This is a genomic window from Micromonospora sp. NBC_01740 (assembly GCF_035920365.1).
In the GTDB taxonomy this organism is placed as follows: domain Bacteria; phylum Actinomycetota; class Actinomycetes; order Mycobacteriales; family Micromonosporaceae; genus Micromonospora; species Micromonospora reichwaldensis.
Genome location: NZ_CP109150.1, coordinates 810,500 through 829,984, shown reverse-complemented (window position 1 = coordinate 829,984; position 19,485 = coordinate 810,500). Strand labels below are relative to the sequence as shown.

The following is a 19,485-nucleotide window of genomic DNA, read 5'->3' as shown; positions in this document are numbered from 1 at the left end:
CGCGCCACGCTTGGAACCGTTCGGGGGAGCGGTGGATCGATCAGATCCGTGCACCGAGTGAGGCGCGGGGGACGGGTGGAACAACACCGTTGGGGGACGGTGGCCACCTGTTTGGACCGGCGGCGCGAGCGGGCGACGCCTACGGGGGTGGGCTTCGCCCGCCGCCGCCGGTCATACGGTGCGAACGCCCATCGCGATCACGAGTCGCGGTGGGCGTTCTGCTGTCCCCCCAACCCGGGCTTTCCTTCCCGCCCGCCACCTGAGTTGATCATGATGTCGGCGGCGATGTCGATCTCCCAGGGCCGCCAACCTGATGATCACCGCACCGAGGACGGGGCGGGGGTCGGGGATGGGGGAAGGGGGGTGGAGAGCTGGCGGAGGGCCGCTACGCGGCGTTCGCGGGGTGGGCCGGCGAGCAGATGGCAGCCGGCGGCCAGCAGCCCGAGCCCGCCGACGATGAGCCAGTGCCGGTCCCCGAGGTACTGGAGGCTGACCCCGCCCAGGGTGGGCGCCACGAACGACGCCGCCGGGAAGGCCAGGTAGAACACCGACTGGTAGCGGGCCCGCAGCTCGAGCGGGGCGAGGTCGGCGTTGATCTGCGCGTTGGGCGGCGCGGCGAGCATCTGGCCGACCGTCCAGACCACCGCCGCGGCCAGGTAGACCGCCACGTCGTCGGCGAACGCGAGGGTGGCGAAGCCGAGCGCCAGCAGCGCGGTGGAGACGGCCAGGACGCGGTCCTTGCGGTGCCGTTCGATCAGCCGCGGCACGAAGAGCTGCCCGAGCACGATCAGGACTCCGCCGAGCGCCACCACCGCGCCGTACGCCGACGGGCGCAGGCCGTCCGACCGCATCGCCAGGGGCATGATCGTCGACGTCTGCATGGTCAGCACGGCCAACACGAAGGTCAGGCCCACGAAGGTGAGGAAGGTGCGGTCGGTCAGCGCCGTGTGCAGCCCCGGCCGCCGCTCCCGCCCCACCCGCCGCTCCCGCCCCGCCTGCCGCTCCCGCCCCGCCTGCCGCTCTTGCCCCGCCCGCCGCGGCCACCCCACCCGCCGCTGCCGCTCCCGCCCCACCCGCCGCGTCACCGCTCCGCTGCCGCGGACCGGTGCCACCCGAAGATCTTGGACACTTTCCGTCCGGTCGGAGCGGAAAGTGTCCAAGATCGGGGCAGCCTTGGCGGCGCGGCGGGGGAGTGTCTCCGGGACCTTCCAGGCGATGACCACCGCCGCGAGCGCGGTGGCGGCGGCGTCGACCAGGAAGAGCGCGACGAAGCTCGCCTCGGCGAGGAGACCGGCCAGCAGCGAGGCGACGGCCATGCCCAGGTTGAACGCCCAGAACTGGAGGTTGAAGGCCCGGGAGCGCCGGCGTTCGGGCACCACGTCGACGATCGCCGCCACGAAGGCGGGGCTGGGCATCGAGTGCGCCACCCCGACCAGGGCGGCGAGCGCCGCGATCATCACCAGGTGCCGGCTGAAGGCCAGCCCGACCATCAGTCCGGCGGTGGCCAGGTGGGCGGCGAGCAGGGTGGACCGCCGCCCCCACCGGTCGGCCAGCACCCCGCCGAGCAGCACGCCGCCCGCCCCGCCCAGCCCGTACGCCCCGACGACCGTGCCGGTGAGCGCCTCGCTCGCTCCCCGCGCCTCGGTCAGGTAGAGCGACAGGAAGAGCATCGCGAAGGCGCCGGCCCGGTTGATCAGCAGGCCGGCCCAGAGGTACCAGAAGGTGGCGGGGAGCCCGCCCGCGGTGTCGTCCAGCCAGCGGCGCAGGGCCCGCACCCGTCCTCCCGACAGTTCTGTTTCCTAACCGAGGCGTCCTCGCCGAAGCGTCCTCGACCGTAGGAAGCCGAGGGCTGCCGCGCCAGCGTGTCGCTGGTCACCGCGCTCCCGTCGGCTCCGGCGCCCGCCCCGGGCCTCTGTCCGGCAGGCCGTCGCTCCCGGCCGGACCGACCGGCCCTGCCGGGCCCTTGTCCGGCAGGCCGTCGTCCCCTGCCGGGCCGACCGGCTCGGCGGGGGCCGTCGCCGCCGCCTCGGCGGCCTGCGGGGCGGGCGGGCGGATCGCCACCACCGGTACGACGGGACCGGTGGTGGCCCGCAGCAGCGTGGCCCGCCGCTCCCGGGCCGGGCCGGAGATCAGGTGGGCGAGCGCCATCAGCCCGCCGATGGCGGCGCAGCCGAACCAGAGCTGGGCGTTGCCGGCCTGCTCCCGGACCAGGCCGCCGAGGACGGGCGCGACCGCGGCGGCTCCCTGCCAGGAGAGCGAGAAGACGCCCTGGTAGCGGCCGCGCAGCTCGGCGGGGGAGAGTTCGGCGATCAGGGTGGCGTTGGACGGCGAGTTGAGCATCTCGCCGACCGTCCAGACCAGCACGGTCAGGCCGTAGAACCAGGCGGTGTCGGCGAAGGCGGTGAGCCCGAACCCGACGCCCATCACCACCGACGCCAGGGCGAGCACGTGCGATCGGCTCCGGCCCCTGATCAGCCGGGGTACGAAGAGTTGGCCGACCACGATCAGCACCCCGTTGAGCGCGATGACCGAGCCGTAGGTGGTGGGACTGAGCCCGGAGTCGCCCATGGCGATCGGCAGCATCGAGATGTGCTGGAGGAAGACCAGCGCGGCGAACAGGTTGAGCGTCACGAAGCCGAGGAAGACCCGGTCGCGCAGGATGGTGCGCAGCGCCCCGACGGGGGCGCCGGCGCCCCGCTGGCCGCCCCCGCCGGCGGGGACCCGCCGGGTCTCGCCGACCTTGAGGAAGATGACCAGTGCGGTGATCACGGTGGTGGTCGCGTCGACCACGAAGAGCAGCAGGAAGCCGGCCTCGGCGGCGAGGCCGGCGAGGATCGCCGCGCTGGCGAAGCCGAGGTTGATCGCCCAGTAGTTCAGCGAGAAGGCGCGCAGCCGGTCCTTCTCCGGCACCACGTCGATCACCATCGCGCCGAACGCGGGCCGGGCCGCCTCGGCGAACATGCCGAGCAGCAGGGCGCCGAGCGCCACGGCCCACAGTTCCCGGGCGAAGCCGAGGGCGAGCATCATGGTGGCCGCGCCGAGATGCGCGGTGAGCAGGGTGGGCCGGCGGCCCCAGCGGTCGCTCAGCGTGCCGCCGGCGGTGGTGCCGAGCGCCCCGCCGACGCCCCAGAGGCCGAGCACCAGCCCCGCCTGCGACGCGGAGAAGCCGCGCTCCTGCGTCAGGTAGATGGCCAGGAAGACCAGGACGAACGAGCCGAGCCGGTTGATCAGGGTGCCGGCCCACAGGTACCAGAAGCTGACCGGGAGGCCGCCGGTGGTGTCCCGGAACCAACCCCGCATCGTCCGCACGCCAGCGCCCCCGTAATGACCGTCTTGATTGTTGCGCCTTACAATCTAGTGCCAGGCCGGATCTCCGGGCAGCGCATTTTCCACGTGGTGGTCGTCACCACCACCGCCCGCGCGTCGCCCGGCGACGTGCGGCAGGATGATCGGCATGACTGCTAGCGAGGGGCCCACCGTCGGGACGCTGGTCCTGCTGCGGCACGGCGAGAGCGACTGGAACGCCAAGAACCTCTTCACCGGCTGGGTCGACGTCGACCTGACCGAGAAGGGCGAGACCGAGGCGCGCCGCGGCGGCGAGCTGCTGCGCGAGCACGACCTGCTGCCGGACGTGGTGCACACCAGCGTGATGCGCCGCGCGATCCGCACCGCCGAGCTGGCGCTCAACGCCGCCGACCGGCACTGGATCGCCGTGCGCCGGTCGTGGCGGCTCAACGAGCGGCACTACGGCGCCCTCCAGGGCAAGAACAAGAAGCAGACCCTGGAGGAGTACGGCGAGGAGCAGTTCATGCTCTGGCGTCGTTCGTACGACACCCCGCCGCCGCCGATCGCGGACGACGACGAGTTCTCGCAGGTCGGCGACCCGCGTTACGCGCTGCTGCCGGGCGAGCTGATGCCCCGCACCGAGTGTCTCAAGGACGTCGTCGAGCGGATGCTGCCGTACTGGTACGACTCGATCGTGCCGGACATCCTGGCTGGCCGTACGGTGCTGGTGGCCGCGCACGGCAACTCGTTGCGCGCCCTGGTGAAGCACCTGGACCAGATCTCCGACGAGGCGATCGCCAAGCTCAACATCCCCACCGGCATCCCGCTGCGCTACGACCTGGACCCGCAGCTGCGCCCGCTCACCCTGGGCGGCACGTACCTGGACCCGACCGCCGCCAAGGCGGCCGCCGCCGCGGTGGCCAACCAGGGCCGCTGACGTAGCCACGGAAAGGGCCCCTTCCCGGCGCGACGCGCGTGGGGAGGGGCCCTTTGCGTGCGCTCAGCCCGCCGTGGGGGTGGTCTGGCCGGTGATCAGGTAGACCACGTGTTCGCCGGCGTTGACGGCATGGTCGGCGAAGCGCTCGTAGAAGCGGCCGAGCAGGGTGGCGTCGATGGCGGTCTCCACCCCGTACGGCCAATCCTCGCCGAGCAGCAGCCCGAACAGGCTGCGGTGCAGGTCGTCCATGGCGTCGTCGTCGCCGTCGAGTTCGGCGGCGAGGTCGGCGTCGGGCTTGGCGAGCACCGAGCCGATCTTGATGGCCATCCGGTCGGCGATGGCGGCCATGTCGGTGAAGGTCGGCCGCAGCTCCGCCGGGACGGCCGGCGAGGGGTGCCGGCGCAGGGCGGTCTTGGCGACGTGGTCGGCCAGGTCGCCCATCCGCTCCAGGTCGGCCGCGACGTGCAGCGCGGTGATCATCGCGCGCAGGTCGGAGGCGACGGGGGCCTGCCGGGCGAGCAGGTCGCAGACCCGCTCCTCGACGTGCCGGTAGAGCTCGTCGATCTCGGCGTCCCGCTCGATCACCGTCTCGGCCGCCCGGCGGTCCGCGGTGAGCAGGGCGTGGGTGGCCTGCCGCATCGCGGCCCGGACCCCTTCCGCCATGTCCACCAGCAGCTGGCTGACGATCTGGAGGTCAGCCCGGAACTCGTCGCGCATTGTCACGTCCTGTGGTCGCTGGTTGTCGGTCGCCCGGCCGGGGGGCCGGCGCAACGGTCGCCGGCTCCGTGGCGCGGGCGAGGGTCGCTGGTCGCCGGCCCCGGGCCGGCGGGGGCAGGTACGCCGCCCACGGTAGGTCGGGCGGGGAGACCCGAGGTGAACCTCGGTGAACGACGCCGGACGCGGGAGTGAACTTTGCCGGAAGCGAAGGTGATTCATCCTATTTGTGGTGGTTGCCAGGTTAACAATGACCCTACGATCGCCGGGTGGAATGGGCGGTGACGGTCGCGGTGGCCGTGGGGCTGGCGGTCGGACTGGTCGCCGGGGTGCTGCTGCCCCGGCTCGTTCCGGCGCTGGGCGAACGCGCCACGCGGGCGGGGAGCCGGTCCGGCTACCCCCACACCTCCGGGAGGCTCCCGATAGCCGAGGATCCGCAGTCCGGCATCGGCCGCCGGACCATCGACTCCCTACGGGCCGGCGTGGTCGTGCTCGACCCCGACGACCTGCCCGTCCTGGTCAACCCGGCCGCCCGGGCGATGGGGCTGCTCCGCACCGGCCCCACCCAGGGCTCGATCGCCGCCCACCCACTGATCCGTACGCTCGCCGGGCAGGTGCGCCGCACCGGCGTGCGGCGCGAGATCGAGCTGGACCTGCCGCGGGGCCGCGACAACGCCGGGGTGAACCCGCTCGGGGTGCACCTGCGGGCGATGGGGATCGGGGCAGGCTTCATCGCCGTCGAGGCCTCGGACGTGACCGAGTCGCACCGGCTGGCCCGGGTCCGCCGCGACTTCGTCGCCAACGTCAGCCACGAGCTCAAGACCCCCATCGGGGCGCTGCAACTCCTCGCCGAGGCGCTGCTGGACGCCACCGAGCCCGCCGGGGCGGGCGCACCCGACCTCTCCGAGGACCTGGTCGCCGCGCGTCGGTTCGCCGAGCGCATCCAGCACGAGTCGACCCGGCTGGGCCGCCTGGTGCAGGAGCTGCTGGAGCTGACCCGCCTCCAGGGCGCCGAGCCGCAGCCGCCCCCGGAGCCGGTCGCGATCGACTGGGTGATCGCCGAGGTGATCGACCGGACCCGCACCTCCGCCGCCGCCCGCCGGATCGAGGTGGCCGTCGACGCCGAACGGGGCCTGACCGTCCACGGCAGCGACGCGCAGCTCGCCACGGCCGTGTCGAACCTGGTGGAGAACGCCGTCAACTACTCGGGCGAGGACACCACCGTCCGGATCACCGCCCGCGCCGCCGACGAACACGTGGAGATCTCCGTCGCCGACCAGGGCATCGGGATCGCCCCGACCGACGTCGACCGGATCTTCGAGCGGTTCTACCGGGCCGACCAGGCCCGGTCCCGGTCGACCGGCGGCACCGGCCTCGGGCTGGCCATCGTGAAACACATCGCCGGCAACCATGGCGGAAGGGTGGAGGTGTCGAGCACTCTTGGTGGTGGATCGACGTTCACCCTCCGGCTGCCCACCCGTCCCCCCGACGAGGGCCTGGCGACACCGCCGCCCGCTGGGATCGAGGCCGGTCCGGCCGAGCTCCGGCAGGCCTGACAGCACATGGAAAGGAAGTCCCGTTGAGCCGCGTACTGGTGGTCGAGGACGAGGAGTCGTTCTCCGACGCCCTGTCGTACATGCTCCGCAAGGAGGGTTTCGAGGTGTCCGTCGCCGCGACGGGGACCGCCGCCCTCACCGAGTTCGACCGGACCGGCGCCGACATCGTGCTGCTCGACCTGATGCTGCCCGAGATGTCCGGCACCGAGGTGTGCCGGCAGCTCCGGCAGCGCTCGCACGTGCCGATCATCATGGTCACCGCCCGGGACAGTGAGATCGACAAGGTGGTCGGGCTGGAGATCGGCGCCGACGACTACGTGACCAAGCCGTACTCGCCCCGGGAGCTGGTCGCCCGGATCCGGGCGGTGCTGCGGCGGCAGAGCGCCGAGGCCGCCGAGTCGGGCGGGCCGACGCTGGCCGCCGGCCCGGTCCGGATGGACATCGAACGGCACGTGGTGACCGTCGACGGCGCCGCGGTCCAGCTACCGCTCAAGGAGTTCGAGCTGCTGGAGCTGCTGCTGCGCAACGCGGGCCGGGTGCTCACCCGGGGCCAGCTCATCGACCGGGTCTGGGGGGCCGACTACGTCGGCGACACCAAGACCCTCGACGTGCACGTCAAGCGGCTGCGCTCCAAGGTCGAGCCGGAGCCGTCCGCGCCGCGCTTCATCGTCACCGTGCGGGGTCTGGGCTACAAGTTCGAGCCCTGACCGGCGTACGCACGACGGGGCCGTGCCGCGCGCGGGCCCCGTGCCGCGCGCAGGCCCCGTCGTCGGTCGGTCAGGCGCCGTCGGCGGGGTGCGGGGCGACCATGCCCTGCCGCCTGCGCGCCCCGCACACCTCGGCCAGCTTCGCGTACGCGGGGGCGCCCACGAGTGCGGTCAGCTCCGGGCCGTACGAGACGTACATCGGCTCGCTGCCGACGTGCGCGTCGGTGGAGGACGTGCACCACCAGTCCAGGTCGTGCCCGCCGGCACCCCAGCCCCGCCGGTCGAACTCGGAGAGCGTGGAGACCAGCACCTTCGTGTTGTCCGGCCGCTTGACCCACTCCTGGTCGCGGCGGATCGGCAGCTGCCAGCAGACGTCGGGCTTGTATTCCAGCGGGTGCACCTCGTCGCGCAGCGCCTGCGCGTGCAGGGCGCAGCCGGCGCCGCCCGGGAAGCCGGCGTCGTTGAGGAAGACGCACGGCCCGTCCGCCTCCTGGGTGGCGGTGCGGCGGGCGGAGCTCTTGCCGTCGATCGTGTCGTTCTCGGTCCAGTTCTTGAACCCGCGCCGGAAGTGCTGCCACGTCGCCGGGGTCAGCCGCTTGACTGCGGCCCGGACCCGCTGCTCGTCCTCGGAGTCGGTGAAGAACGCGCCGTGCGAGCAGCAGCCGTCGGCGGCCCGGCCGGCGACGATGCCGTGGCAGCCCCGGCCGAAGATGCACGTCCAGCGGGAGAGCAGCCACGTCAGGTCGGCCCGGATGAGGTGGTTGTCGTCCGCCGGGTCGGCGAACTCGATCCACTCCCGGGGAAAGTCCAGGGGCACCTCGCGGCTGCGGGGGTCGTCCGGGTCGTCCACCAGCACACGGAGTTCGATCTGGCCTGTCACCCGGCCCAGCGTACGCCCGGTGCCCCCACCGGTCCGCCGAGCCGCGCAATCCGGTTGGCCCTAGTGTCTTCAGCATGCGACTGGGTGTCCTCGACGTCGGTTCCAACACGGTGCACCTGCTGGTGGTCGACGCCCATCACGGGGCGCACCCCTGGCCGGCGCACTCGGAGAAGGTCGTGCTGCGGCTGGCCGAGCAGATCGGCCCGGACGGCGCGCTCACCGAGGCCGGCGCGGACGGCCTGGTCAAGGCGGTCGGCATGGCCAGGGCGGCGGCCGTGGGGCTGGGCGCCGAGGACCTGATCGCGTTCGCCACCTCCGCCGTCCGCGACGCCACCAACGCCGCCGAGGTGCTGGCGCGGGTGCGCGACGAGACCGACGTACGCCTGGAGGTGCTGCCGGGCGCGGACGAGGCGCGGCTGACCTTCCTGGCGGTGCGGCGCTGGTTCGGCTGGTCGGCTGGTCGGCTGCTGGTGCTGGACATCGGCGGCGGCTCGCTGGAGCTAGCGGCCGGCATCGACGAGGACCCGGCCGTGGCGGTCTCCCTGCCGCTCGGCGCCGGCCGGCTCACCCGGGACCGGCTCCGGGTGGCCCCCGACAGCGCGGCGCCGCCGCCGGCCGAGGCGGTCGACGAGCTGCGGGCGTACGTCGACGGGCTGCTGGAACCGGCCGTCGCGCAGCTGACCGCGGTGGGCTGGGAGCGGCCGGTGGCCACCTCGAAGACGTTCCGGACGCTGGCCCGGCTGGCCGGCGCGGCGCCCTCCGGCGCCGGACTGTGGGCGCCCCGCCGGCTCACCCGCGCCGGGCTGCGCCAGGTGCTCGGGTTCATCCGGCACATCCCGCCGGCCCAGCTCGCCGAGCTGGAGGGGGTCAGCGCCGGCCGGGCCCACCAGTTGCTCGCCGGGGCGGTCGTCGCCGAGGCCGTGCTGCGCCAGTTGGACGTGGACGCGCTGGACATCTGCCCCTGGGCGCTGCGCGAGGGCGTGATCCTGCGCCACCTCGACCAGCTCGGTCCGGTGTGAGCCGCGAACGGTAGACGGTCCGGTGTGATCTGGGCGGTTTGCGGTCTCTCGTCACGAGGTGTCGATCGACCCCGGCTACCCTCGATGGTGTGACTTCCCGCGTCCCCGTGCTCCTGTCCACGTCCTCGGTCTTTCCTGAGCGGACCGCGGCGGCGTTCCAGTTGGCCGCCGCGCTCGGCTACGACGGCGTCGAGGTGATGGTCTGGACCGACGCCGTCAGCCAGGACGCCGGCGCGCTGCGCGGGCTCGCCGAGCACTACGGCGTCCCGGTGCTCTCCGTCCACGCGCCCTGCCTGCTGGTCACGCAGCGGGTGTGGAGCCCCGACCCGTGGGAGCGGCTGCGCCGCTCCGCGGAGCTGGCGGCGACGCTCGGGGCGCCCACCGTGGTGGTGCACCCGCCGTTCACCTGGCAGCGGGACTATGCGCGCAACTTCGCCGACGGGCTCGCCACGATCGCCGCCGACTACCCCGACCTGCGCTTCCCGGTCGAGAACATGTACCCGGTCCGGATGGCGGGGCGGCAGTTCGTGCCGTACGTCCCGGGCTGGGACCCGACCGAGACGGGGTACGACTCCTACACGCTCGACCTGTCGCACTGCGCCGCCTCGCACACCGACTCGCTGGCGATGGCCGACCGGATGGGGGCCAACCTGGCCCATGTGCACCTCGGTGACGGCACGGGTGAGGGCCGCGACGAGCACCTGGTGCCGGGGCGCGGCACCCAGCCCTGCGGCGAGCTGCTCGCCTCGCTGGCCGGGCGCGGCTTCACCGGCTCGGTCGCCGTGGAGGTGACCACCCGGGGCGCGAAGAGCCGCGCCGTGCGGGAGGCCGACCTGCGGGAGTCGCTGGCGTTCGCCCGCCAGCACCTCGGCACCCCGTCCCCGGTCGACGTCTGACCGCCGCGCCGTGCCCGATCGACGCCCGGAGGGCCGCCGCCCCGTGCCCGATGGCCGCCCGGAGGGCCGCCGCGCGTGCCCGGCCGGCACCGGAGGGCCGGCCGGGCCGGGCGTCAGACGGTCGTGCTGAGCGATTCCTTGCTGCTCACGCCGGCCTGCTCGCCGATGGCCGCGCGCTTGCGGGCGCGGTGGGCGGCCACGTGCGAGCGGGTGGCGCAGCGTTCCGAGCAGAACCGCCGGCAGCAGTTGGACGAGGTGTCCAGGTAGACGTTGCCGCAGCGGTCGTCGGCACACACCCCGAACCGGGCGCTGCCGTACTCGCAGAGCCAGACCGACAGCCCCCAGGCGGCGCCGGCCAGGTATTCGGCACTCACCGAGGCGCCCCGGCTGGTCACGTGCATGTGCCAGTCGCTGGAGTCGTGCCCGGAGATGCGGGGCTGCACCGGGAACGCCTCCAGCAGCGCGTTGAGCTCGGTCACCGCCTGGGCGTCCCGCCCGGATGTGCCGTACTCGAAGACGTCGCGCAAGCGCTTCTGCGCCCGCCGGAATGTCGCGAGGTCCCGTTCCGCCACCTCGTCGCGCATCCACGCGTTGTCGTCGGGGAAGAGGGCCCGGAGGTCGTCGAGGTCGTCCAGGCGGGCGTTGACGAGGTCAACGCCGGTCCGGGCGTACGCGTCGAAGTTCACGCCCACAACCGTAGACGACTCAGGGGACCCGTGGCGCGTCGATGTAGTGCGGCAGGAACCGCGCGTAGCCGTCGGTGATGAGGCTCGCGCTCTCCCGCACCCCCACCCCGGCCGACTCGCCGTCGACGATCCAGCTGCCCAGCACCATCCGGTTGCCGGCGAACTCCGGCAGCGCCCGGAACTCCTGGTAGCACCAGCCCTCGTCGCCGTAGATCCCCGGGTTGGTGATCTCGGTGTCGCCCGTGACGATCCGCACCGAGCCGCCCTCGCGGCCGAGCAGCGGCTTGGCCACGTACTCGGTCATGCCGCGCGGCGAGTCGAGGTACGCGGGCAGCAACAGCTCGTGGCCGGGGTACAGCTCCCAGAGCACGGCGAGCAGCGCCTTGTTCGACAGCAGCAGCTTCCACGCCGGCTCGATCCAGGTCGTCGGGGTGCCCGGCTCCAACGCCAGCGGCCCGTACGGCTCGGCGAGCATCCACTCCCAGGGGTAGAGCTTGAAGCAGGTGGTGACCGGCTGGTCGGCCGCGTCGACGAAGCGGCGGCCGTCCCAGCCGAGCCGCTGGATCGGCTGGAGCGTGACCTCCAGCCCGGCCTGGCGGGCGGTCTCGGCGAGGTAGCCGGCGGTCATGTGGTCCTCGCCGGACTCCTCCTCGTTGGACCAGACCACGTGCACCCGGCGGTCGTGCAGCCCCGCGCCGATCTTCGCCCAGGCCTCGACGAGGCGCTCGTGCAGGCTGTTCCACTGGTCCAGCTCCGGTCGGGTGTGCTCCAGCCAGTACCACTGGATGATGCTCGCCTCGACCAGCGCGGTGGGGGTGTCGGCGTTGTACTCCAGCATCTTCGGCGGCCAGCTGCCGTCGTAGGCGAGGTCGAAGCGCCCGTAGAGGGCGGGCGGCGCCTCGCGCAGCGACCGGGCCACGGCCTCGGCCGCCCAGGCGGGGATGCCGAACTCGGCGTAGCGGTTGCGCGCGACGACGTGCTCGGCGGCGGCGACCGACATCCGGTGCAGCTCCTCGGTCGCCTCCTCCAGCCGCAGCACCTCGTCCAGCTCGAACGCGTACGCGGCGGTCTCGTCCCAGTACGACATGATGCCGCCGTCGGGCAGCTCGGTGTCGACGTACACCAGGCCCTGGGAGCGGATCGTGGCGTCCCAGTCCGGGCGGGGGGTGACCGACTCCCGGCGCACCTCAGCCGCCGCAGGAGGCGAGGTGGGTGCCGAAGCCGCCCCGGTCGGGCACCGCCGCAGCGGCCGGCTCCGGCGCGGTGCGCCCGGCGGTCACCGTGGGCGCCCGCAGCGCCAGGGCCACCGTCTCGCCGCCGCCCACGGGGCCGAGGGCGCAGTCGTCATCGTCGTCGTCCGAGGACATGTTGCAGCCGGAGAGGGTGAGCGCGAGGACGGTGAGCGCGCCGAGCTGCACGGAGGCCGACCGGAGCCGGCGGCGGGGGCGTTGTTCCACGTCATCGTTGTAACCGATGGGGGCCACCGCCGTCCGCCCCCGGTCGGTGCCTGTGACGGTGTTGGGACCTGGCGACCGAGGCTGCGCCCGCTGCCCCGCGCGGGGCCACCGGCGGGCGTTACCCTCGGTCCATGCTCCGTACCGTCATCCTCGCCGCCTCCCGGTCACCCCAGGTCGAGCGGCTCGTCGCGACGGCCCCGTTCAGCCGGGACCTCGTCCGCCGGTTCGTCGCCGGCGCCAAGACCGACGACGCGTTGCGCGCGACCCGCGAACTCGTCGACGACGGTCTGGCGGTCACCCTCGACAACCTCGGCGAGGACACCGTCACCCCCGAGCAGGCCACCGCCACCCGCGACGAGTACGTCGGGCTGCTCCGGCGGCTCGCCGAGGCGGGGCTCACCCCGGCCGCCGAGGTCAGCGTCAAGCTGTCGGCGCTGGGCCAGATGTTCGACGAGCAGCTCGCCTACGACAACGCGCGGGCGATCTGCGCCGCCGCCGAGGAGGCGGGCACCACGGTCACCCTGGACATGGAGGACCACACCACCACCGACTCGACGCTGGACATCCTCGCCAAGCTGCGCAAGGACCACCCGTCGACCGGCGCCGTGCTCCAGGCGTACCTGCGGCGGACGGAGTCGGACTGCCGCGAGCTGGCCACGGCCGGTTCCCGGGTCCGGCTGTGCAAGGGCGCGTACAAGGAGCCGGAGTCGGTGGCCTACCAGTCCGCGCGCGAGGTGGACAAGTCCTACGTGCGGTGCATGAACATCCTCATGTCCGGCGACGGCTACCCGATGCTGGCCACCCACGACCCCCGCCTGATCGCCATCGGGGAGGACCGGGCCCGCTGGTTCGACCGCGGCCCCGAGCGCTTCGAGTTCCAGATGCTCTACGGCATCCGTCCGGAGGAGCAGGCCCGGCTGGCCGGCGAGGGCTACACCGTGCGCACCTACCTGCCCTACGGCGAGGACTGGTACGGCTACCTGATGCGCCGGCTCGCCGAGCGCCCGGCCAACCTCATGTTCTTCGGCCGGGCCGTGCTGTCGAAGAAGTAGGTCAGCCGTTCGACCAGCCCCGGGTGCTCAGCACCAGGCGGTAGCCGTCCGGATCGGCCACCGTCACCCCCCAGCGGTCCCAGTACGGGCCGGCGGAGACCCTCGTCCCGCCGGCCCGTTCCAGTTCCCGGACCAGCCCGTCGTCGACGGGGCCGTCGAGGTAGAGCACCAGCAGGTCCTCGACGGTCGGCGTCGGCGCGACGGCGTGCTCCCCGCCGACGAGTTCCAGGTGCCAGTGGTCGCCCGGCCGGCCGACCATCAGCAGGTCGTGCTCGCCCGGCGCCTCGGCGGCGGAGCGCCAGAGCACGTCGAGGCCGAGTCCGCCGACCCAGAAGCGTTCGGCGGCTGCCAGGTCGCGGCTCGGTCGGGCGATGCGCAGGTGCGTGGGGGCGAGCGACATGACCCGATCGTGCGACCTGAAGCCGATGTGAGGTCAAGCCTTGACGGCGTTGGCTAACTGCATTAGCTTATTGGTTATGACGGTTAGCTATGTGGAGCGGGACGGCGGGCGGATCGCCTACGAGGTGCACGGGCAGGGGCCGCTCGTCGTCCTCTCGCACGGCATGGGGGAGAACCGCGGCTCCTTCCGCCACCTGGTCCCGCTGCTCGTCGCGGCCGGGCACCGGGTGGCGGCGGTGGACGTCCGGGGGCACGGCGCGTCCAGCGCCGGCTGGCCGTCGTACGCCCCGGCGGAGGTCGGTGCCGACCTGCTCGCGGTGGTCCGCGACCTCGGCGGCGGACCGGCCACCCTCGTCGGCAGCTCGTCCAGCGCGGCGGCCGTGGTCTTCGCCGCCGCCGACGATCCCGCCCTGGTCAACGGCGTCGTCCAGCTCGCCCCGTTCGCCGAGGAGCCGAAGCTCAACCCGTTCATGCGGGTGGCCCTGGCCGCCGTGCTGCGCAGCCCCCGGCTGTTCGGGCTCTTCCACCGCACGCTCTTCCCGTGCGAGCGGCCCGCCGACGACGCCGCGTACCGCAAGGCCATGGTCGCCACCCTGCGCGAGCCCGGCCGGATGGCGGCGATGCGCGGCGTGATCGCGCCGGCCGACCCGCACTGGACCGCGCGGGCGCGCGAGGTCCGGCAGCCGGTGCTGGTGCTGATGGGCACGAAGGACCCGGACTTCCGCGACCCGGGTGCCGGGGCGCGGGCGGCCCGCCGGCTCTTCGCCACCGCCGAGGCCCGGATGATCGACGACTCCGGCCACTACCCGCACGCAGACCAGCCGGCGCGCACCGCCGCCCAGCTCGCCGAGTTCCTGGCGGTCACCGGTGCCTAGGGCCGGACTGACCCAGGCGAGCGTGGTGCGCGAGGCGGCCCGCCTCGCCGACGAGGTCGGCGCCGACCAGCTCACCCTCGCCGCGCTGGCCAACCGGCTCGGCGTCGCGCTGCCGAGCCTCTACAAGCACGTGCGAGGGGCCGACGCGCTCGCCCAGAAGCTCTCCGCGCTGGCCACCGCCGAACTCGCCGACGAACTGACCGCCGCCGCCGCGGGCCGGGCCGGCGGGGACGCGCTGCGGGCCGTCGCCACCGCCTACCGGGCGTACGCGCACCGGCACCCCGGTCGCTACCCGGCCACCCAGCGGGTCCCGGACCCGGCCGACCCGGAACACGTCGCCGCCGGCGAGCGGGCCGTCGGGGCGATCCGGGCCACCCTGCGGGGCTACGGGCTCGACGGCGACGACGCCGTCGACGCGACCCGGATGCTGCGTAGCACCCTGCACGGGTTCGTCTCGCTGGAGGCGGCCGGCGGCTTCGGCATGCCCCGCGCTGTCGATGCCACGTTCGACAACCTGGTCGCCGCGCTGGACGGCGCGTTCCGGTCCTGGCCCCGCGCGGACCGCCGCTGACGGCCCTGGGTCCGCTGCCGCTCTTTCCGCTGGAGCCGGCCGTGCCGGCCGTCGGCGGCCGGTGGGGCTGACCCTGGACGCGGCGACGCCCGGCCGGGGTGGGTGGCCGCCGTCGCCGTGCCGCCGTCTGCTGCCGCGCTCCGGGCTGCCAGGCGGCGTGGCTCGCCGGGCCGTGGTCGCCCGGCCGGCCCGATGGTCGTACCCTTCGGCGGGTGACTGACGGGCAGCCCGGAACGGACGGCCGACCGGTGACGGACGGCACACCGGCCGCCGCGACAGAAGAGGCCGACCCGGCTGACGGCCCCGAGCCCACTGACGGCGCCGGGCCCACTGACGGCGCCGGGCCCACTGACGGCGCCGGGCCCACTGACGGCGCCGGGCCCACTGACGGCGCCGGGCCCCCTGATGGGGCCGGGCCCGCCGACGGCGGCGGGCCCACGGTCGAGGCCGATCCCACTGACGGCGCCGGGCCCGCTGTCGAGGCCGGGCCGGCTGACGGTGCCGAGTCCATTGTCGAGGCTGAGGCCGAGATTGAGGCCGAGCCGGCCGAGAGGGCCGAGCCGGCTGGCCCCGCCGAGCCCGCCGAGAGGGCCGCGCCTGTAGAGGGGGCCGAGCCCGCCGGGGAAGCCGCGCCCGCTGAGAGGGCCGAGCCCGCTGACTCCGCCGGGACGGCCGCGCCCGCCGCGCCGGCCCTTCCGGCGGTGGGCAGCGAGCGGTCGTCGCGGCGGATCCGGCCGCTCGGGGTGGCGCTGGCGGTGGTCGTACTGCTGCTGGCCTGCGGCCTGCCCGCGGCGCTGGTGGCCGGCCTGGTGCGCGCCGGTGACCCGCCGGCCCCGGGGGCGTCCGCCGCACCGGCCGACGATCCCGCCACCGCGGCCGCCCGCCGGCTCGGCGAGCGGATGACGGCGGAACTGGCCCGGCAGTCCGCCGCCCTGCTCGGCGGGGACCGCGCCGGGTTCCTGGCGGTTGCGGAGCCGGTCGCGCATCCGGACCTGCGCCGCCGGTACGCCGCGCTGCGCGCGCTGCGGGTGACCGCCTGGCAGGCCGGCGCCAACGGCCTGCCCACCCCGGTCGAGGGCCGGCCCGGCGAGTGGCGGTTGCTTGTCGAGTTCCGCTACTGCTTCGTCACGCCGGACTGCCGCACCAGCCGCGTGCTGACCGGCACCCGGTGGCGGGAGGGGGAGCGGCCCCGGCTGCTCGCCGTGGAGCCGTCCCGGTCCGCCGAGACCGGCACCCGGCCCTGGGAGGTCAGCGCACTGGCCGTGGCCGTCGGTCGGCGTACGCTCGTGGCCACCACTCCCGCCCTGCGCAAGGAACTGCCCGACCTGCTGGCCCAGGCGGAGGCCGCCGCCCGGGTCGCCGACACGTACGCCGTGGGTGGCCGCACGCCGGACCGGTACCGGATCTTCTACGCGGGCCGGGGCGAGTGGCAGCGCTGGTACGGCGGCGGCCGGCCGAAGTGGACGGGCGGGTACGCGGTCACGGTCGGCGGCGGCCACCACGAGGTGGTGCTCAACGCCGACGGGCTCGTCGCCGGCGGGGTGGACGACCTGCTCCGGCACGAGTTGACCCACGCCGCGTCCCTGCCCGAGCGGGGCTACCCGGGCAAGGGCACCTGGTGGCTGGTGGAGGGGCTGGCCGAGTACGCGGGCGCCGACGGCGAGCCGATCGACCGGTACGCGGGACTGGACGAGGTGCGGCGCCTGCTCGGCGGCGGCTGGGACGGCCGGCTCGACAGCCTCAGCCCGGTCGACGACGCCCCCGCCGACCGGGTCAGCGGCAGCTACGGCGTCTCCTACCTGGCGGTCCGGCACCTGGTCGACCGGTTCGGCCCGGAGCGGCTGCTCGCCTTCTTCGCGGCCGTGGTGCACGAGCGCACGCCGGTGGACCAGGCGGCCGAGCGGGTCCTCGGCGAACCCTGGTCCGCCCTGCACGACGAGTGCGTCGGGTACGTCCGGGCCGTGGTCGGCTGACGGGCCGGGCGGCGCCGTGGCCCCCGCTGGCGCCGGTCCGGGCGGCCCCCGACATTCATGATCGACCGCTGTCGGGCCGCGCCGGGCGACCTGACACACTGGTGCCCGCTCCCAGCGCGGAGCCCCGGTCCGCGTCCGGAAGCGGCCCGGGGCACCCGTCCGGTGGCTCCGGTGGCGCCGCCGGAGCCACCGGACGCCTTCCGCGCGGCGGCCCGCTTCCGACCGTCGCGGCGGCCACGTGCGTCGGGCAGCGTCCCGGACCGCCCCGGACCGGGCGGCGTGTCCCGGACGGGGACCGATCGGACGCCGGGCGCAACAGGTTCGACAACGAACCGACCGGTCGGGTGGACACCGGCGAGAATCATGATCAGTTGTACGAAGGGATCGCGCCGGTCACAGCCGTCCCGCTACCGTACTGGTAACACGCGCGTCGCCGGTCCGGGCGGGACGAACCCGTCCGGTGGCACGCGCCGGGCATGGGATTGGTCGGTGAGCCATGGCCGGGTCGCAGTCCGACGGACGGCTGTCGGAGGTCAAGTTCCTCACCGTCGCCGAGGTGGCGACGGTGATGCGGGTGTCGAAGATGACGGTCTACCGCCTGGTGCACAGCGGTGAGCTCACCGCTGTCCGGGTCGGCCGGTCGTTCCGGGTGCCCGAACACGCGGTGCACGAATACCTGCGGGGCGCCTTTCAGGAAACCGCCTGACCCTCCCGCGGGCCGTCGTCCGAGCACGACGTAACGGGCATCGACGGGGGCGCGTTGGTCCTGCTGACGCTCTCCGGCTACCCTGGACCCCGACCGTGACCGCAGGTGCGCCCTGCCGCTTACCCCGCTGGTCCGGTCCGTTGTCCGCAAGCGGTCGCCGACGCCACACCGTGGCGTCATCCGGTCGCCCCGCACGTTGCATCGAAAGGCTTTCGTATGGGCTCGGTGGTCAAGAAGCGCCGCAAGCGCATGGCTAAGAAGAAGCACCGCAAGCTGCTGCGCAAGACCCGCGTCCAGCGTCGCCGTCTCGGCAAGTGACCGGGGCCGGGTCCCGGCCCGGCTCCCGTCGTCACTTGCCAACTGTCGACCCCCGGAGGCTCAGGTGATCACGCCGCGGATTTCCCGGTTCGATCCCTCCTGCCGGGGAAGGTGCGCGACATGACCCCCGGTGGCACCACAGGTGCCCCGGGGGTCGTCGTCGTCACCGGGGTCAGCCGATACCTCGGCGCGCACGTCGCGGCCCGGCTCGCGGCCGACCCCCGCATCGAGCGGGTCATCGGCGTGGACCAGCCCGAGCCCGGCGCCGAGTTCTCCGACCTGCTCGACCGGGTCGAGCGCGTCCGCGTCGACGCCGGCTCGCTCGGCGGCCTCCTCGCCGACCTCGACGTCGACGCGGTGGTCCACCTGGCCCTGGTCACTTCGCCGGATCCGCAGCACGGCGGTCGCTCGGCGATGAAGGAACAGAACGTCATCGGCACGATGCAGCTCCTCGCCGCCTGCCAGCGCGCGCCCCGGCTGCGCAAGCTCGTGGTCCGCTCCTCGACGGCCGCCTACGGGGCGTCGTTCCGCGACCCGGCCGTCTTCACCGAGGAGACCGAGCCGCGCGAGGTGCCGCGCGGCGGGTTCGGCCGCGACATCCTGGACATCGAGGGGTACGTCCGCGGCTTCCGCCGCCGCCGGCCCGACGTCACCGCGACCGTGCTGCGCTTCGCGCCGTTCATCGGCTCGACCGCCGACACCACCCTCACCCGCTACTTCTCCCGGCCGGTGGTGCCCACCGTGTTCGGGCGGGACCCCCGGTTGCAGTTCCTGCACTTCGACGACGCGCTGGAGGTGCTGCACCGGTCGATCGTCGAGGACCATCCGGGGACGTACAACGTGGCCGGACCGGGCGTGCTCTCCCTGTCGCAGGCGATCCGGCGGGCCGGTCGGGTGGCCGTGCCGGTGCTGGAGCCCGGCCTCTCCAGCGCCGCCGCGATCGCCCGCAACCTCGGCTTCGGCCGCTACGGCCTGGACCAGGTCGACCTCTTCGTGCACGGCCGGGTCGTCGACACCAGCCGGCTGGAGCGGGAGTACGGCTTCACGCCCCGTTCCACCGCCGCCGCCTTCGACGACTTCATCCGCGCCCACTACGGCGGTGTCGTCGTGAACCGGGACCAGTTGGCCGTCGCGGAGCAGCTCGTGCTGGACGGGATCCGGCAGGTCCGGGCGGCCGTACGGGAGGGCTCGTGAACGGGCCGGAGGAGCGGCGCGACGGCCGCTACGACGTACCGCTGACCGTGCCCGCGCCGGACGCGGAGCCCGCGCGGGCGAACGGACACCATCTCGGCACCCCCGACGAGCCCGACACCTCCGCCACCGACGAGACGGTCGCGCACGACGCGCCGGCCCTCGCCGACGAGCCCGACCCGGCGGCTACCGACGAGCCGGCCGCCGCCGTGGCGGACCCGGCGCCGGGTGGCACGGGACCGAACGGGGCCGCGCCGGCCCCC

Annotated in this window: 20 protein-coding genes and 1 pseudogene; 13 read left to right on the top strand and 8 right to left on the bottom strand. The window is 74.2% G+C overall.

Annotation, left to right across the window (positions count from 1 at the left end):
* Nucleotides 1–317: 317 nt before the first annotated feature.
* Together OG989_RS03810 and OG989_RS03805 are read right to left on the bottom strand one after the other, a co-directional pair.
* Nucleotides 318–1,775, bottom strand: coding sequence for an MFS transporter (locus OG989_RS03810; protein ID WP_327029669.1), 1,458 nt, complete (start codon nt 1,773–1,775; stop codon nt 318–320).
* Nucleotides 1,776–1,872: 97 nt separating this feature from the next.
* Nucleotides 1,873–3,309, bottom strand: a complete 1,437-nt coding sequence (locus OG989_RS03805; RefSeq protein WP_327029668.1) for an MDR family MFS transporter — start codon at nt 3,307–3,309, stop codon at nt 1,873–1,875.
* A gap of 145 nt (nt 3,310–3,454) precedes the next feature.
* Between OG989_RS03805 and OG989_RS03800 the strand changes: the two genes are divergently transcribed.
* On the top strand, nt 3,455–4,222 hold the full coding sequence (locus OG989_RS03800) for a phosphoglyceromutase (RefSeq protein WP_151453377.1): 768 nt from the start codon (nt 3,455–3,457) through the stop codon (nt 4,220–4,222).
* A 63-nt stretch (nt 4,223–4,285) separates the two neighbouring features.
* Here OG989_RS03800 and phoU read toward each other — a convergent pair whose 3' ends face one another.
* The gene (gene phoU / locus OG989_RS03795; protein WP_132230787.1) at nt 4,286–4,939 is read right to left on the bottom strand and encodes a phosphate signaling complex protein PhoU; all 654 of its coding nucleotides are present in this window, start codon (nt 4,937–4,939) and stop codon (nt 4,286–4,288) included.
* Nucleotides 4,940–5,205: 266 nt separating this feature from the next.
* Between phoU and OG989_RS03790 the strand changes: the two genes are divergently transcribed.
* The gene (locus tag OG989_RS03790; protein WP_151453378.1) at nt 5,206–6,492 is read left to right on the top strand and encodes a sensor histidine kinase; all 1,287 of its coding nucleotides are present in this window, start codon (nt 5,206–5,208) and stop codon (nt 6,490–6,492) included.
* A 23-nt stretch (nt 6,493–6,515) separates the two neighbouring features.
* The gene (locus tag OG989_RS03785; protein WP_151453379.1) at nt 6,516–7,199 is read left to right on the top strand and encodes a response regulator transcription factor; all 684 of its coding nucleotides are present in this window, start codon (nt 6,516–6,518) and stop codon (nt 7,197–7,199) included.
* A gap of 70 nt (nt 7,200–7,269) precedes the next feature.
* Here the strand turns inward: OG989_RS03785 and OG989_RS03780 are convergent, their stop codons facing one another.
* On the bottom strand, nt 7,270–8,079 hold the full coding sequence (locus OG989_RS03780; protein ID WP_151453380.1) for a hypothetical protein: 810 nt from the start codon (nt 8,077–8,079) through the stop codon (nt 7,270–7,272).
* Nucleotides 8,080–8,153: 74 nt separating this feature from the next.
* On the opposite strand from OG989_RS03780, the gene OG989_RS03775 reads away from it, so the two are divergent.
* Complete coding sequence (locus OG989_RS03775; protein WP_327029667.1) at nt 8,154–9,098, top strand: Ppx/GppA phosphatase family protein; 945 nt, start codon at nt 8,154–8,156, stop codon at nt 9,096–9,098.
* Between the two features lie 89 nt (nt 9,099–9,187).
* Nucleotides 9,188–9,994: a sugar phosphate isomerase/epimerase family protein gene (locus OG989_RS03770; RefSeq protein ID WP_327029666.1), complete on the top strand. Its 807-nt coding sequence runs from the start codon at nt 9,188–9,190 to the stop codon at nt 9,992–9,994.
* Nucleotides 9,995–10,107: 113 nt separating this feature from the next.
* Here the strand turns inward: OG989_RS03770 and OG989_RS03765 are convergent, their stop codons facing one another.
* Genes OG989_RS03765 through OG989_RS03755 form a run of 3 tightly spaced genes read right to left on the bottom strand, consistent with a single transcriptional unit; the run spans nt 10,108 to nt 12,137 of the window.
* Nucleotides 10,108–10,680 (bottom strand): CGNR zinc finger domain-containing protein, encoded by a 573-nt coding sequence (locus OG989_RS03765; protein ID WP_132230792.1) that lies wholly within the window; start codon nt 10,678–10,680, stop codon nt 10,108–10,110.
* A gap of 19 nt (nt 10,681–10,699) precedes the next feature.
* Nucleotides 10,700–11,866, bottom strand: coding sequence for a glutathionylspermidine synthase family protein (locus OG989_RS03760; protein WP_327029665.1), 1,167 nt, complete (start codon nt 11,864–11,866; stop codon nt 10,700–10,702).
* Nucleotide 11,867: 1 nt separating this feature from the next.
* Complete coding sequence (locus OG989_RS03755) at nt 11,868–12,137, bottom strand: hypothetical protein (RefSeq protein ID WP_225852019.1); 270 nt, start codon at nt 12,135–12,137, stop codon at nt 11,868–11,870.
* 131 nt (nt 12,138–12,268) lie between these two features.
* On the opposite strand from OG989_RS03755, the gene OG989_RS03750 reads away from it, so the two are divergent.
* Nucleotides 12,269–13,189 (top strand): proline dehydrogenase family protein, encoded by a 921-nt coding sequence (locus OG989_RS03750; protein ID WP_151453384.1) that lies wholly within the window; start codon nt 12,269–12,271, stop codon nt 13,187–13,189.
* 1 nt (nt 13,190) lies between these two features.
* On the opposite strand, the gene OG989_RS03745 is transcribed toward OG989_RS03750, so the two are convergent.
* On the bottom strand, nt 13,191–13,589 hold the full coding sequence (locus tag OG989_RS03745) for a VOC family protein (protein ID WP_327029664.1): 399 nt from the start codon (nt 13,587–13,589) through the stop codon (nt 13,191–13,193).
* A 76-nt stretch (nt 13,590–13,665) separates the two neighbouring features.
* Between OG989_RS03745 and OG989_RS03740 the strand changes: the two genes are divergently transcribed.
* The 7 genes and pseudogenes from OG989_RS03740 (at nt 13,666) to OG989_RS03710 (ending at nt 19,225) form a co-directional block, all read left to right on the top strand.
* Nucleotides 13,666–14,463, top strand: a complete 798-nt coding sequence (locus OG989_RS03740; RefSeq protein WP_132230795.1) for an alpha/beta fold hydrolase — start codon at nt 13,666–13,668, stop codon at nt 14,461–14,463.
* On the top strand, nt 14,456–15,034 hold the full coding sequence (locus OG989_RS03735; protein ID WP_327029663.1) for a TetR/AcrR family transcriptional regulator: 579 nt from the start codon (nt 14,456–14,458) through the stop codon (nt 15,032–15,034). Before OG989_RS03740 ends, OG989_RS03735 begins: the two co-directional genes overlap by 8 nt.
* A 701-nt stretch (nt 15,035–15,735) precedes the next feature.
* A complete protein-coding gene (locus OG989_RS03730; protein WP_327029662.1) occupies nt 15,736–17,007 on the top strand; it encodes a hypothetical protein in 1,272 nt (423 codons plus the stop codon).
* A gap of 56 nt (nt 17,008–17,063) precedes the next feature.
* Nucleotides 17,064–17,228 (top strand): annotated as a pseudogene (locus tag OG989_RS03725) (ABC transporter ATP-binding protein); the annotation flags it as partial.
* A gap of 275 nt (nt 17,229–17,503) precedes the next feature.
* Nucleotides 17,504–17,713, top strand: a complete 210-nt coding sequence (locus tag OG989_RS03720; protein WP_007465625.1) for a helix-turn-helix domain-containing protein — start codon at nt 17,504–17,506, stop codon at nt 17,711–17,713.
* 216 nt (nt 17,714–17,929) lie between these two features.
* Complete coding sequence (locus OG989_RS03715) at nt 17,930–18,031, top strand: 30S ribosomal protein bS22 (protein ID WP_007465623.1); 102 nt, start codon at nt 17,930–17,932, stop codon at nt 18,029–18,031.
* Between the two features lie 120 nt (nt 18,032–18,151).
* Nucleotides 18,152–19,225 carry an NAD-dependent epimerase/dehydratase family protein gene (locus tag OG989_RS03710; RefSeq protein ID WP_151453389.1) on the top strand — a complete coding sequence of 358 codons (1,074 nt, stop codon included), beginning with the start codon at nt 18,152–18,154 and terminating at the stop codon, nt 19,223–19,225.
* Nucleotides 19,226–19,485 lie beyond the last annotated feature (260 nt).